This is a genomic window from Amycolatopsis sp. MtRt-6 (assembly GCF_017308975.1).
Lineage (GTDB): Bacteria > Actinomycetota > Actinomycetes > Mycobacteriales > Pseudonocardiaceae > Amycolatopsis.
Map to the genome: position 1 here is coordinate 93,321 of NZ_JADWPD010000032.1, position 13,517 is coordinate 106,837.

The 13,517-nt window shown below is 72.0% G+C and carries 14 protein-coding genes; 6 read left to right on the plus strand and 8 right to left on the minus strand.

Annotation, left to right across the window (positions count from 1 at the left end; genetic code table 11):
• Positions 1-94: 94 nt before the first annotated feature.
• A complete protein-coding gene (locus I4Q55_RS38875) occupies positions 95-1,180 on the minus strand; it encodes a hypothetical protein (protein ID WP_206795461.1) in 1,086 nt (361 codons plus the stop codon).
• Between the two features lie 333 nt (positions 1,181-1,513).
• On the opposite strand from I4Q55_RS38875, the gene I4Q55_RS38880 reads away from it, so the two are divergent.
• Positions 1,514-1,762, plus strand: a complete 249-nt coding sequence (locus I4Q55_RS38880; protein ID WP_206795462.1) for a hypothetical protein — start codon at positions 1,514-1,516, stop codon at positions 1,760-1,762.
• A 104-nt stretch (positions 1,763-1,866) separates the two neighbouring features.
• On the opposite strand, the gene I4Q55_RS50405 is transcribed toward I4Q55_RS38880, so the two are convergent.
• Positions 1,867-1,992 carry a hypothetical protein gene (locus I4Q55_RS50405; protein WP_277992059.1) on the minus strand — a complete coding sequence of 42 codons (126 nt, stop codon included), beginning with the start codon at positions 1,990-1,992 and terminating at the stop codon, positions 1,867-1,869.
• Positions 1,993-1,997: 5 nt separating this feature from the next.
• Positions 1,998-3,032 carry a TerC/Alx family metal homeostasis membrane protein gene (locus tag I4Q55_RS38885; RefSeq protein WP_206795464.1) on the minus strand — a complete coding sequence of 345 codons (1,035 nt, stop codon included), beginning with the start codon at positions 3,030-3,032 and terminating at the stop codon, positions 1,998-2,000.
• Between the two features lie 266 nt (positions 3,033-3,298).
• Here I4Q55_RS38885 and I4Q55_RS38890 point away from each other — a divergent pair, with 266 nt between their 5' ends.
• The 4 genes from I4Q55_RS38890 to I4Q55_RS38905 are packed head-to-tail and all read left to right on the plus strand — an operon-like array spanning position 3,299 to position 5,059.
• Positions 3,299-3,922 carry a TetR/AcrR family transcriptional regulator gene (locus I4Q55_RS38890; protein ID WP_206795465.1) on the plus strand — a complete coding sequence of 208 codons (624 nt, stop codon included), beginning with the start codon at positions 3,299-3,301 and terminating at the stop codon, positions 3,920-3,922.
• Positions 3,919-4,260 (plus strand): DUF6204 family protein, encoded by a 342-nt coding sequence (locus I4Q55_RS38895; RefSeq protein WP_206795466.1) that lies wholly within the window; start codon positions 3,919-3,921, stop codon positions 4,258-4,260. Before I4Q55_RS38890 ends, I4Q55_RS38895 begins: the two co-directional genes overlap by 4 nt.
• Positions 4,257-4,652, plus strand: coding sequence for a hypothetical protein (locus I4Q55_RS38900; RefSeq protein WP_206795467.1), 396 nt, complete (start codon positions 4,257-4,259; stop codon positions 4,650-4,652). The genes I4Q55_RS38895 and I4Q55_RS38900 overlap by 4 nt, the downstream gene beginning before the upstream one ends.
• Positions 4,625-5,059: a YciI family protein gene (locus tag I4Q55_RS38905; RefSeq protein ID WP_307793431.1), complete on the plus strand. Its 435-nt coding sequence runs from the start codon at positions 4,625-4,627 to the stop codon at positions 5,057-5,059. The genes I4Q55_RS38900 and I4Q55_RS38905 overlap by 28 nt, the downstream gene beginning before the upstream one ends.
• 278 nt (positions 5,060-5,337) lie before the next feature.
• Here I4Q55_RS38905 and I4Q55_RS38910 read toward each other — a convergent pair whose 3' ends face one another.
• Complete coding sequence (locus tag I4Q55_RS38910) at positions 5,338-5,841, minus strand: hypothetical protein (RefSeq protein WP_206795468.1); 504 nt, start codon at positions 5,839-5,841, stop codon at positions 5,338-5,340.
• A 448-nt stretch (positions 5,842-6,289) separates the two neighbouring features.
• Here I4Q55_RS38910 and I4Q55_RS38915 point away from each other — a divergent pair, with 448 nt between their 5' ends.
• The gene (locus tag I4Q55_RS38915; protein ID WP_206795469.1) at positions 6,290-9,373 is read left to right on the plus strand and encodes a discoidin domain-containing protein; all 3,084 of its coding nucleotides are present in this window, start codon (positions 6,290-6,292) and stop codon (positions 9,371-9,373) included.
• A gap of 70 nt (positions 9,374-9,443) precedes the next feature.
• Here the strand turns inward: I4Q55_RS38915 and I4Q55_RS38920 are convergent, their stop codons facing one another.
• The 4 genes from I4Q55_RS38920 to I4Q55_RS38935 all read right to left on the minus strand — a co-directional run bounded on the left by I4Q55_RS38920 (position 9,444) and on the right by I4Q55_RS38935 (position 13,481).
• On the minus strand, positions 9,444-11,015 hold the full coding sequence (locus I4Q55_RS38920; RefSeq protein WP_206795524.1) for an alkaline phosphatase: 1,572 nt from the start codon (positions 11,013-11,015) through the stop codon (positions 9,444-9,446).
• 301 nt (positions 11,016-11,316) lie between these two features.
• A complete protein-coding gene (locus I4Q55_RS38925; protein ID WP_206795471.1) occupies positions 11,317-11,835 on the minus strand; it encodes a DUF4142 domain-containing protein in 519 nt (172 codons plus the stop codon).
• A gap of 143 nt (positions 11,836-11,978) precedes the next feature.
• Positions 11,979-13,022 (minus strand): alpha/beta hydrolase family protein, encoded by a 1,044-nt coding sequence (locus I4Q55_RS38930; RefSeq protein WP_206795473.1) that lies wholly within the window; start codon positions 13,020-13,022, stop codon positions 11,979-11,981.
• 249 nt (positions 13,023-13,271) lie between these two features.
• Positions 13,272-13,481 (minus strand): hypothetical protein, encoded by a 210-nt coding sequence (locus tag I4Q55_RS38935; protein ID WP_206795474.1) that lies wholly within the window; start codon positions 13,479-13,481, stop codon positions 13,272-13,274.
• Positions 13,482-13,517 lie beyond the last annotated feature (36 nt).

The window sequence follows — 13,517 nt, forward strand, 5'->3', positions numbered from 1 at the left end:
ACCAGCCGGGACAGCCTGAACGGCCTGGTTGTCGCCGACGGGGCCTGCCGGCTGACCCTGGCGAGGAGGCCGAACAAGCGCCGCTTTTTACGCCTCACGGGCGGCCGTCGAACACCGGGCGCAGCCGACGCTCCAATTCGGACTCGTCGACGCCGAGCGCGAGGCCGGGTCCGCGGACGTTCAACTGGAACGGGCAAGCACCGTCGCCGCCCCGGGTTCCGGGGAGAGTGAACTCCGCGACCTTCGCACCGGTGCGCGCCTCCCGGACCGTGACCCGGTAGACGCTGTCGTGGAGGTCGAAGGTGATCGGGACACCGCTGCCCGATCCCGCGAGCTCCGAGGTGTAGGGGCAGGTCACGTCACGGCCGGTGTCACCGGTGATCTCGACGTGCACGCAGACGACGAGGTGCGCGGACTTCGCGGGGCGGCTCTCCGCCGTGAACGGGGCCGCCATGCTCTTGGGCAGGAGGATTTCGTCGTGCGCGAACTCCTCCTCCCGGTAGTTGGTGCGGCCGGTGTAGGCCACCAGGACCATGGGGTGCGGGCCGGGACCGGCGTACGCCGGCGCGCCGGCGTTGAGGACGTACAGCTTCGGCGACCGGCACACCTTGGGGTTCAGGTCGGTCGAGTCGTCGAGCGAGGCCGGCCCGGCAGGCGGCGGCAACGGGGCGAGCACGCCGGTTCCCGGCGGGCCGCCAGGCCGCTCCGGCGGCCAGGTGCACGGTCCGGTCAGGGTGATGGTGAACCGCGCGCTGTCGCGGGCCATCTGCACGCGAACCGCGGTGCCGTCCCCGCCGGCGCCGGTGACCGCGCGCGTGCCGTCGGGCTCCCGGCGGCGGTCTTCGTTCTCGAACGTGTCCGCGAAGCCGTTACCGCCCAGCCAGGACTGCAGGTCTTCGAGGAACTTCTCGGTATCAGCGCCCGCGCTCACCGTGGTCTCCGCCCGCGGCACCACACCCCAGTCCGGCCCGCCGGCGCAGCCGGTGACGCGGGCGTGCGCCGCGGGCGCCACCTGGGCGTCGGGTTCCAGCACCGCGGCCGTGAAACGGGACAGGTGTTCGGCGAGCCGGTGCTCGAACTCCACGGTCGTCACGACCGGTTCGGGCACCGGCGGTTCCGGCTCGGCCGGCGCGCAAGCGGCGAGCACCAGGCCCGCCGCCAGGGCCGGCAGGATCGGCACCGCAGCTCGTCGCCTGGTCACATCGCCCCCGTGATCACGGGACTCCACCGTGCTGGTTCCGGGAGCGACGTGGCACAACGGACACTTTTCCGTGACGGGGATGGAATCTTTCCGTTATCCGCGCTCAGCTTCCGAACCGTTCGGGCAAGGCCGGGAACACGCAAAGATCGCAAATGACGCACGTCGCCGGCGGTCACCGCCTGCGAGCCCGGTCCACCATCGCCCACTGGCGCCCGATAAGTCCGGTTTACCTGTAGGCTGAGAGGCTGACTCGCCGCAGTTGGTGAGCGTGCCGTCACTTGCTGTCCCCATTCGATCTGCGAAGGACATCTGATGAGCTTGTTCGACATGATCAAGGACAAAGCCGCGGAGTTGCTGGGCGGAGCGAGTGAGAAAGTCAGCGAGGTGGTCGGCGTCGATGTGCCGATCGGCGAGGCGGCCGGCCAGGTCGCCCAGTCCGCCACCGAGGTCGCGGAATCCGGGCAGGGTGTCGTCGATGCGGTGAGCGCGCAAGGGGCGGATGCCCTTGATGCCGCCGCCGGCGCTGCGGGTGACGCGATCGATCCCGACGCCCGAGGATGAATGATCCGTACCTGATCCTGGCAGGCCTGCGGAGCCGGGCTGCCTGAGGCGGGGTTCCGCCCAGCACCGCACCGGACGCGTGCCGTCCGGATTCGGTCGGGCGGTCAGGGGTTCGGTCCGCGTGGTGGCCGTGGCGGGATCATCGCCCCGCACGCGATCACCAGCGCGGTCACGACGAGCACCGTGGCACCCAGTTCGACGAGGGCGTTGAGAAGCAGGTCGGTGAGCATGGCCGTCAGTCCCGCGCCGCGGGGGTGCCGTCGCCGCGTCGCGCTGCGGCGTGCGGAGTGTCCTGCCGGCGGGGGCGGAGGCTGGTGACGGTGACGGTGGCGAGGACGGCGACGATCACCGCGAGCGAAACCGGGGTGGGCACGGCGGGTACTCCTGGCCAGATTCCATGGGCCCAGTGCAGCACCAGCTTCACGCCGATGAACGCGAGGATGATCGCCAGGCCGTGGTTGAGGTGGCGCAGCTTCGTCAGCACCGAGTGCAGCACGAAGTACAGGGCGCGGAGGCCGAGCAGCGCGAACGCGTTGGTGGCGAACACCAGGTAGGGGTCCTCGGTGACGCCGTAGACCGCGGGCACCGAATCGACGGCGAACACGATGTCGGTGGCGAACACGGCCACCACCACGATCGCCAGTGGGGTGAGCGCGCGCCGCCCGCGGTGGCGGACGATCAGGCGCGGCCCGTGGTAGTCGCCGGTGACCGGCATCAGCTTGCGCAGCAAGCGGACCGAGCGCATCCGAGAGGTGTCGGGACCGGAATCGGTGTCGGCCGCCGCGCCGTGCAGGATCTTCACGGCCGAGCCGAACAGGATCATTCCGAACACCAGGAACGCCCACGTGCCCGCGGCCAGCAATGCCGCCCCGGCCGCGATGAGGACGCCCCGCAGGAGCAGTGCGCCGACGATCCCGTACAGCAGCACGCGCTGCTGCACAGCCGCGGGAACGGCGAAGGCGGTGAGCAGCAGCATGAAGACGAACAGGTTGTCCACCGACAGGGATTTCTCCACGACGAACCCGGTGATGAACTCCAACGCCGGGCCGCCACCGAAGCCGGCCCACAGCCAAAGCCCGAACAGCACCGGCAGGGTGAGGTAGCCGGCTGACCAGCCCACCGCTTCGCGCATCGAGACCTCGTGCGGCCGGCGGGTGACCACGAAGTCGGCGACGAGCAAGCCGACGAGCACGGCGACGGACGTCAGCCACAACCCGGGCGAACCGACGGACCCGGCTTCGGAAGACGGCGCGACGGCTGACACGAGCATCAGGACCTCCTCGAACGCACTGTTCGAGGTCTCCTTCACCCGCGGGGGCGGCCTCCCGGGGACACCAGTGGGATGTCCGTACTGACCGGGCAGACTCTTGCGAAGTACTCCCCTCACCGGCAGTATCGCCCCGCTCGCGGGACAGACGCTCAAGAGTGAAGAAATCGTGATGTTGGTGCCCGGATCCGTGTGCAACCGCGCTGCTCGCCGGGCGGCCTCATCGGGATACAGGTTGTCACTCAGATACAGCCATGTATCCTCATGCCATGACGACGTCGAAGCCAGCCGTGATCAGGCTGACGCGTAAGGAGAGCCAAGAGGAGACGCGGCGGCGGTTGGTCGCGTCGGCGATAACGCTGTTCGCGCGCTCCGGTGTCGCCGGCACCTCACTCAACGCCGTCGCCGAACACGCGGGATTCACGAGAGGCGCCGTGCACGGCAACTACTCCGGCAAGGACGACCTCGCGTTGGCAGTGGCCGAGACCGTCGCCGGAGAACTTGCCCCGCAACTCGAAAGGACCCTCGCCGCACCGGGCTCCGGCGGCGATCGGCTGGCGGCGTACATACGCGGCTTCCTGAGCTACTGCGCGAAACGCCCGGAAGCCACGAGTGCCCTCATAGCCGTGGTCGAGTACCTCGGGCGTGCAGATCGGGGGTTCTACAACGAGCGGGCGGCCGCCTCTCTCGGTGATCTCATCGAGCTGTTCGAAGAAGGTCAGCGTAACGGCGAGATGCGGACCTTCGACGCGAAGACGATGGCGTTCGCGGTGCGAACCGTGCTGGACAGCGCCGCGGCACGGATGTGCGGAACCGACGTGGATGTCGAGGCGCTGACCGACGAGATCGTGGCGCTGTTCGAGGCGGCGACGCGAAGCATCGAGTTCCCATGAGCCGCACGTATCGCGTCACGGTCCGGGGCCGGTTCGAGAACCTCCGCGATTCTCAACGGCAGAGACTTCGTGCGGAGCAGGACGCGCACGGCATGTTCGCTTCCCGGTTCACGCCGGAGGGCACTTTCCTGTACGCGCCGGAGCTGGTCGGCTACCAGTTCCGCTACCTCCTCGAAGTCCACGAGGACACTCCGGACGACGCCGACCTCGCCGCCCAGCTGGAGGCTGGTGAGCTGGCCGAGGCCGGGCTGCGCCAACGGGGGCTGGAAGGAAGGATCGTGGACGTCAGCTTCACCTGCGTGGACGACATGAAGATCCGGCGGGGCAGGCGTCGATGACACTCCAGCCCGCTCTCGCCCTCGTCCGGGCGGCTGCCCACCTCTCGTCCCACGTCGACAGTGCCCTCGCCCGGATCGGAATCGACTTCGCGGACATGCGGCGCCTGCGCGCGATCGGCGCCGCGGACGGCGGCATTTCCCGGAGCGAGCTCGCCGCGACGATGGCCGAGAGCCCGTCGCAGACGGTCCGCGCGACGCGGCCGCTCGAAAAACTCGGCTGGGTGGAAGGCAACGGCGGCCGCTTCGGCCTCAGCGCCAGCGGCCGGCGTCTCCTCGAATCGGCTGAGGAGATCGCTTGTCCCGCGGCCGCCCGGTGGTTCGCCGAACACGGCAGCGATGTCGCCGTGCTCGGCCCGCAGTCCTCGTGTCGATCCGCGCCGTCCCGGTGCTGACCGGTACGAACAACCAGAAAGCGAGCATTCTCGTGACGCAGTACTTCCTCACCATCCCGCACGACGCGGCCGAAGAGCCGACGATGGAGTCGATGCAGGAGTTCGACCCGGCCGAACTGGAGGCCATGATGGCCGCCGTCGACAAGTTCAACACCGAGCTGAAGGAAGCCGGTGCCTTCATCGCCGCCGGAGGTCTGCAGCCTCCGTCGACAGCGGTCACCGTCGACGCCACCGGCGCCAACCCGACGCGCAAGCCGGGTCCGTTCGCAGAGGCCCCCGAATACGTCGGCGGCTTCTGGATCGTCGAGGCCCCGGACGAGGAGAAGGTGCTCGCCTGGGCCGAGCGGATCTCCGCCGTCCTCGGCTCACGGATCGAGGTCCGCGCCCTCCAGGAGGGCCCGGCGTAACGGCGGCACGACCGGACCGGCAGGCGCCGCACGACGATCCCGACCTGGATGGCGCCGCGATCGGCGCCGGGCAGGGTGCGAACTTCACCCACCTCGGTCCCGGCATCGAGTGGGCCGGGCTGGAGCCGTCCGCCCGGCGGCGAGCTGGCCTCGCCACCACCGCCCGCCGCTGCGCCGGTACGCCACCCCCGTGCGCGCGCTCGGGTTCGCGTGCCACGGGCCATCGGCAACCGTGGGCAGCAGGAGGCGCCTGGCGAGCCCCACATCGCCGGGCAGGCTCACACCGTGCCGGTCCAGTAGAGGGGATTGGTTCCCTCGAACGTCACCTTCACCATGACTTCGGCCGGCTTGGCCGGAACCGCCAGCACGATGCCGAGCTTGCGTTCGGCACCGGGCAGCACATCGGCGGAGAGCTTGTTCCCGATGTTCTGGGCCGGGTCGGTGACGAGAGCCGCCGGAGCGCCGCCGACCGTCGGAGCCAACGTGAAGGCCGCAGCCTGCAAGGCCTGCTTCGAGGTGTTCTTGACGACGAACTCGAACCGCAGGCCACGCGTCAGGTCCTTCGGCCGGGCCGGGTCGGCGGGCAGGTCGTACGCCACCGGCTTCCCGACGGTGATCACACCCCGCTTGCCGACCCGCTCCTCCCCGAAGCTCATCACCTGGCGCGGAGCGGCGCTGCTGGACTTCGCCGGGCTCGTCGGCTGTGGTTTCGCGGGCTGCCCGGCACAGCCGGCGACGGCCAGCCCGCTCGCCACGATCAAGGTTGCGATGGTGCGTCGCACGGGATCTCCTCCAGGTACCGGGACTTGCGGTCCCGTCCGACCGTAGGGAGACCGTGGCCCGGGTCGCATCGGTCCGGCGGCCGGAACGTCCGGCCACCTGGCTGGTCGTGTCCGGCCGGTCGGCAGCCCGCCGCGGACTCGCCCGACGGGCAGGCCCCGGAAGTACCCCCGGCCGGCGTCGTGGGCGTTGCCGCCGGCTGTCTCTCGGCCGCACCGGCGGACCGCGCTTTGTCCTCTTCGGACAAACGCCGACGCGGCGCGCCGCCTTTCGGAGTAACCCTCGCCGGGTGGCCTGGTCCGGTGAAACACCTTGATCATGGACGGCGATGTCCGCGTCGTGCGATTGATGTGGCGGTTCGGTGGTCCGGTTCTGGCAGGCGTCGTCGTCGCCTCGCTTTTGGTGGGAAGACACGATGAGGCGGGCAGCCACGACGCTCACAGTGGGCACGTGGTGGCCGGCGCCCAGGCCATGATCGCGGCGGCCGCCAAGCTGCCCCGGGCGGGCTGGACGGCCGCCGCCACGAGCGGCTCGCCCGCTTCCCTGCTCGACGGCGACACCGGCACCGGCTGGGAGTCCACCGGCGCGCTGCCGCAATCGGTCACTGTGGACATGCGCGCCACCCGCACGGTTTCGGGCCTGGTCGCCACGCCGAGACCCGGTGGCGCGATCGACCGCTACGAAGTCCACCTCAGCCTCGACGGCACGACCTGGGGCGCCCCCGTGGCCGCCGGTACCCTCGCCGACGACGCCACGCCCAAGACGATGTCCTTCGCCGTCACCGGGACGCGCTTCGGCCGGCTCACCGTGCTTTCCGTGGCCGGCACCTCCAGTACCCACGCCGGGGTCGCCGAACTCGACGTGCTCGGCGACCCCGGCGCGCCGGTGCCGGTCGCCGTGCTGGACCGCGCCGGCTGGACCGCGGCCGCCAGTGACGAAGAGACGGTACGAGGACGCGATGTGGCGTCGAACGTCCTGGACGGTGACCCGAAGACGATCTGGCACTCCCGGTACAGCACCGCGACCCCGCTCCCGCACCACCTCACCCTCGACCTCAAGCGGCCCACCCCGGTCGGCGGCCTGCGCTACCGGCCCCGGCCCACGGGAGCCAACGGCCGGATCGGCGAGTACCGGGTCGCCGTCTCCGCCGACGGCTCGGACTTCACCGACGTCTCCTCCGGTGCCTGGCCCGACACGAACGCCGTGCAGGACGCCGCGTTCAGCCGCGTCGCCACCGCCCGCTACGTCCGGCTGACCGCGCTCACCGAGGCCGGCGCGCGTGGCCCGTTCACCTCGGCCGCGGAGATCTCGCTGCTCGGCCCGCTCCCCGGCACCCCGGCGCCGCTCTCGCGCCTGGGCTGGACGTCGAACGCGGGCGCGCTGCTGGACAACGACCTCGCCACCGCCTGGCGTGGCACCTCGTTCACCGTCGACACCCAGCAGGAACACCGGGTCACGGCGGTCGTCCTCACCCCGGCTGCCGCCGCGCGCGCCGGCGGCTTCACCGTGGCCACCAGTACCGACGGAACGACCTTCACCACCGCCGCCACCGGCACCTGGGCCGACGACGGCGCACCCCAGGCCGTCGCGCTGGACACCTTCGCCCGCCACATCCGCGTCACCACCACGCAGACCGCCTCGGCGGTGGAGTTCCACGCCTACGGCCCGGCCCCGGGGCCGGCCAACGCCGGTCCGCTGCCGCGCACCGGCTGGACCGCGACCGCGTCGGACCAGGACGCCTCGGGCCCGGCCGCGAACGTGCTCGACGGTGACCCCGGCACCACCTGGCGCTCGAAGCCGGCCACCCCGCTGCCGCACGCGATCACCCTGGACATGCGGGCCACCAACGTGGTCACGGGCGTCCAGGTGCGGCCACCCGGCGACAAACCCGACGGCACCATCGGCCGGTACCGGGTCGAGACGAGCACCGACGGCACCACGTTCACCCCCGCGGCCGCGGGGGCCTGGCCCGACGACACCTCGGTGAAAACCGCTCGGTTCCCCGAAGTGGCGGCCCGCCACGTCCGCCTGACCGCGCTCACCGAGGCCGGCGGCCGCGGCCCCTCGACCGCCGCGGCCGAGATCGACGTCCTGTCCGCCGCCGCCGCTCCCGACGCGGGCAAGACCGGCCGGTGGGGCGCGACCATCGGCTTCCCGATCGTCCCGGTCGCCTCCGCGCTGCTGCCCGGCAACAAGCTGCTGACCTGGTCGGCCTACGCCGCCGACAACTACGGCGGCGCCCACGGCTACACCCAGACCGCGATCATGGACCTGACCACCGGCGAGGTCACCCAGCGCCGCGTGGACGACACCGGCCACGACATGTTCTGCCCCGGCCTCTCGATCCTCGCCGACGGGCGGGTCCTGGTCACCGGCGGCAGCGACGCCAAGCAGGCCAGCATCTACGACCCGGCGACGAACTCCTGGACCGCGGCGGCGCCGATGAACACCGCCCGCGGCTACCAGTCGCAGGTGACCCTCTCCACCGGCGAAGTCTTCACCGTCGGCGGATCCTGGAGCGGCGGGCGCGGCGGCAAGACCGGCGAGATCTACTCCCCCGCCGCCGACAGCTGGCGCAAGCTGCCCGGAGTGGCGCCGGAGCCGTTCTTCACCGCCGACCCGCGCGGCGTCTTCCGCGCCGACAACCACGCCTGGCTGTTCGCCGCCGACGGCGGCCGCGTCTTCCACGCCGGGCCCAGCCGGAAGATGCACTGGGTGGCCACGACCGGGCCGGGCGCGGTGACCGACGCCGGAGCGCGCGGCGACAGCGCGGACACCATGAACGGCAACGCCGTCATGTACGACATCGGCAAGATCCTCACCGTCGGCGGCGCCCCCGCCTACGAGAATTCCGACGCCACCAGCCGCGCCCACACCATCGACATCAGCATTGGCACGCCGAAGGTGACGCGCGTGGGCGACATGGCGTTCGCGCGGGCGTTCGCCACCAGCGTCGTCCTCCCCGACGGCACCGTCGTCGTCATCGGCGGCCAAGCCCGCGCGGTGCCCTTCAGCGACCAGACCGCCGTCCTGACCCCGGAACTGTGGAACCCGGCCACCGGCCGGTTCACCCGGCTCGCCCCGATGGCGGTGCCGCGCACCTACCACTCGGTGGCCAACCTCCTGCCCGACGGCCGCGTCTTCTCCGGCGGCGGCGGGCTCTGCGGCAACTGCGCGACCAACCACTTCGACGGCCAGGTGTTCACCCCGCCATACTTGCTCCACCCCGACGGCACGCCCCGACCCCGCCCGGCCATCACCTCCGCACCCGCGACGGCGGCAACCGGCGCGACGCTGACCATCGGCACCGACCGCGCGATCACCGCCGTCGCGCTCATGCGGGTCGGCTCGGCGACGCACACCGTCGACACCGACCAGCGACGCGTCCCGCTGACCCCGGCGAAGGTGAGCCCGACCGGTTACCGGATCACCGTCCCCGCGTCCCGCGGCGTCGCACCGCCGGGCCGCTACCTCCTGTACGCCCTCGACGCCGACGGCGTCCCGAGCATCGGCAAGGAAATCACCCTTGGCTGACCGGAAGCCGAGCAGCCCGGCGCAAGTCGCGACGAAGCGGGGCAACCCCAAGCCGGGTCACGGGTCACTTTCACGCGTACTGGACGCCCGGGACCCGGTCCTCCACCACGAAGCTCGCCCGGGTGGCGACCGGTGCGCCCGGCTTCTGCACGTACGGCAGCACCCGGAAGTCGCTCTGCCAGCGCTCCCGGTTCACGTTCACCCGTACGTAGCCGCGCTGGGTGTTGATGAACTTCATGTGCGGGTTGGCGGCGAGGAACCGCTGCGCCTCTTCGGTCGTGTCCGCGCCGTCGCCGCCGCTGGTGATCGACGTGCCCACGAACTCCGACGCCACCGTGGGGGAGGTCGGGTCGGCGTAGTCGCGCTTGAGGTCCCACGCGTAGTTCTGGTGCCGGTCACCCGTGATGACCACCAGGTTGCGCACGCCCCGGTCCTGGACCGCCGCCAGGAGCCGGTTGCGGTCGGCGACATAGCCGTCCCACGGGTCGTACCAGACGTCGACCGCCGGGCCCGGGTCCCGGTCGGTCTGGCCGATCGGGGCCTGGTTGCCCAGGATCTGCCACCGCGCCCTCGATCGGGAGAAGCCGTCGAACAGCCAGTTCCGCTGGCGGTCGCCGAGGATCGTCCGGTTCTCGGCGAACCGCTCGGCGCAGCCGGTGCCGTTGCCGTCACCACAGGGCTGGTCGTCGCGGTACTGGCGGGTGTCGACCATCGTGAGGTCGGCCAGGCGGCCGTAGTTCAGCCTGCGGTAGATGTGGATGTCCGGGCCGTCCGGCAGCTGCGCGTGGCGGAGCGGCAGGTTCTCGTACATGGCCTGGAACGCCGCCGCCCGGCGTTGGCGGAACACCGCCGGGTCCTGGTCCGGCTCGGTGTCGGCCTTCGAGAGGTCGCCGGCCCAGTTGTCCTCCACCTCGTGGTCGTCGAAGGTGGTGATGAACGGGTGGGCCGCGTGGGCGTTCCGCAGCGGCGCTTCCGTCTTGTACAACGAGTACTGCAGCCGGTAGCGCGCGAGGTCCATCGCCTCGCTGTGGAAGCGGGAATCGGTCACCACGCCACGCCGGTTCGTGCCCACCCCGGACTCGTACAGGTAGTCGCCCAGGTGGACGACGAAGGCCACGTCCTCGGCCGCGATGTGGTCGTACGCCGTGAAGTAGCCGTCCTGCCACGCCTGGCACGACGCGAAGGCGAAGTTCAGCTCGCGGGGGTCGGACCACGCCGGGGGCATGGTCCGCGTCCGGCCGACCGGCGAGATCTCCCCGCCCGTGCGGAACCGGTAGAAGTACTCGTGGTTCGGCGCCAGGCCGTGGATCTCCGGGTGCACCGAGTGGCCCAGCTCCGGGGTGGCGACCACCGAACCGCGGCGCACCACGCGCCGGAACCTGTCGTCCAGCGCGACCTCGTACTCGACCCGCACCGGGGTGGCCGGCATGCCGCCCGTGCCGTCGACCGCGAACGGGTCGGCGGCGAGCCGCGTCCACAGCACGACCCCGTCCGGTGCCGGGTCGCCGGACGCGACGCCGAGGGTGAACAGGCCGCCGCCCCGGGGCGCGGCGAACGCGCCGGCGGCGTTCCAGCCGCCGGTGCCCAGCAGCACGGCCGCCGCCCCGGCGCCGCCGAGTCCCAGCGCCCGGCGACGGGACATGGGTGTGGTCAAGACAACCTCCGGTGGTGGGATCCGTGCCCGGCCGCCGTCAGCGTGCCAGGCCGAAGCCGCCACGCCGGGCCGGATCGACGGTTGTTCACGCCCCGTTCGCCGAGTCGATCACTCCGGGCGCCGGGAGGCCGGTCAGTCCGGGCGCCGGCCGGGGGGGGGGGGGGGGGGGCGGCCCGCCCGGGGCCGGGAGGGGACGGGTGGTGGGGGGGCGGGGGGCCGGTCAGTCCGGGCGCCGGCCGGCCGGCTTGGTGCGCACCAAGCCGGCCGGCTGCCGCTGCTCCGGAGTTCGTCACGGGCAGGCTTCCAGCGCCGACACCACCTCCTCCAGGTGATGACGCAGCACCGGCACCGAGCGAGCCGCCAGGTCCTTCACCTCCGGTGACCACCCCTGGCGCGTTTCCCGCTCGCTCGACTCGATCGCCGAGACGTGTGCCGCCAGCTGGTCGTGCAGCCATGCCTTGTCGAAGTCCGGGCCGGAACGCGCCGCCAGGTCGGCTATCCGCGTCAACGGCTCCGGGACCGAATACAGCGGCACTCCCTCACGCGTCGCGACGCCCACCAGGTCGGCGTCCAGTGCCGTGTGGTGGGCCGCGAACCGCGGGCCGAGCTGACGTACCTTCGCACAACTCGCGCGGTCGGTCAGGTGGCCCGTGATGATCTCGAACAAGTTGTTCTGGTGGGCGCGGTTCAGGTACTCACGGTCCTCCGTCGACACGCCGGCGCGGGGCGGTGGGGCCGCGGCCGCCGGGGCGGCCGGGAGCAGGACACCGATCAGTACCGCGGTTGCCAGCGCGGTCCGTGCTTTCATGACGTTCTCCCGTGGTCGGGTGCGAGGTGGCTTTGATCGTGCGGGATCCCTTGCCACACAAGCTATCCACTCGACGAAGACAGAGATCCGCTCGACGAGCGGACCCCCTCACCCGGGGGTGAGGGGGTAACGCGCTGCCGGCATCAGCCGCCGAGGCGCAGTGGTTGTGTCAGCAACGGGAACGACAGGTGCAGGGAACGCTGCCACCACGGCCAGTTGTGCGTGCCCGGGCCGTAGAAGTCCGTCGTCACCGTGGCGCCGACCTCGCGCAGCCGGCGGGCCAGCGCGGTGTTCATCTCCGCGCACAGCGGCTCGATGAACAGGTCCGGCGGCGTGCCCGGCGGGTCGAGGACGCCGGGCGTGCCGTTGCCGCACGCCAGGTACAGCGGAATGCCGGTGAGGTCGCGGGCCAGGTCGTAGGGGTTGTGCGCGGCCCAGACGTCCGCGTTCAGGTTCGGGTCGCCCCACAGCGCCGTGGGGTCGTAGCCGTCCTTGACGAGCACGCCCTGGATCAGGCTCGGCCCGCGGGCGCCCTGGTACCTCGTGTGCACCACCCCGCTGTAGGACGCCGCCGCGGCGAACATGCCCGGGTGCCGTCCCGCGTAGGCCAGCGCGCCCAGGCCGCCCATCGACAGGCCCGCGATCGACCGCACCGGGCCGGCGCCGTAGCCGCGTTCGAGGATCTGGCGCAATTCGGTCAGGTGGAAGGTCTCCCAGCGCGGCGGGCCGCCCGCGCCCCGGTTGTACCAGTCCGAGTAGAACCCGTCCCGGCCGCCCGAGGGCATCACCACCAGCATCTCGGCGCCGCGGGTGAAGGTGGCGACGTCGGTCGAACGCGTCCACGACGTGTAGTCGTCGCCCGCGCCGTGCAGCAGGTACAGGACCGGCCAGGTCCGGGCGGACCCCGGTGTCCAGTCCGCCGGGTGCAGCAGCCGCACCATCGCCGTGGCCGCCAGCGCCGGCGAATCGACGGTCAGGTCGAGCATGGTCGGGCTCAACCGCCGTTCCGCGATCACGCGCGCCCCGCTGTCGGCCACCGAGGCCGCGTTCGCGGTCCAGGGCCGGGCGACGGCGAGCGCGGACAGCCCCGCGGCCGCGCCGAGGACGAACTTGCGCCGGGACACCCGCGCGGGCGGCGGTTCCGCGGCGCGGGTCTGGGTTTGCCGGTCTTCGACGGACCTGGGCATCGTTGCCTCCAGGGGTGTGGGATGCGAGGTCCTGGCGTCCCCGGGCGTGCTCGGGCGCGCCGGTGCGACCGGCCCGGGGACGCCAGGTGTGCGCAGGAGAGCAGACCGCTCTCCTGCCCCCGCGCCGGACGTGGACCGGCGCGGGAGACGGGGCTCCCGGAAACGCCGGGAGCGGGCCCGCGCGCCGGGAACCGCGCGCGGGCAGGGGAAAGTCACCCGGGGGTCACCCGGGTCGCCGGCACCGCCGGGCTATCGGGAGCGCCGCTGCGCGTACCGCTGCAGCTCGCCGCCCGGTGTCATCGGCAGCTCCGGCGGGAGGCAGACCGGCCACGGGCAGACGGGTGCCGCGAACGGCCCGGTCGTGCCCGATGTGGACATCCCGAGGGTGCACTGTCCGGCCGGCCACCGGCGGTCGAACCGCGAAACCGGATCCTCGACATGGCGGTGGATGCTCGTCATGGGGACCTCCTGGACCTACGCGATGCCGCCGAAGTG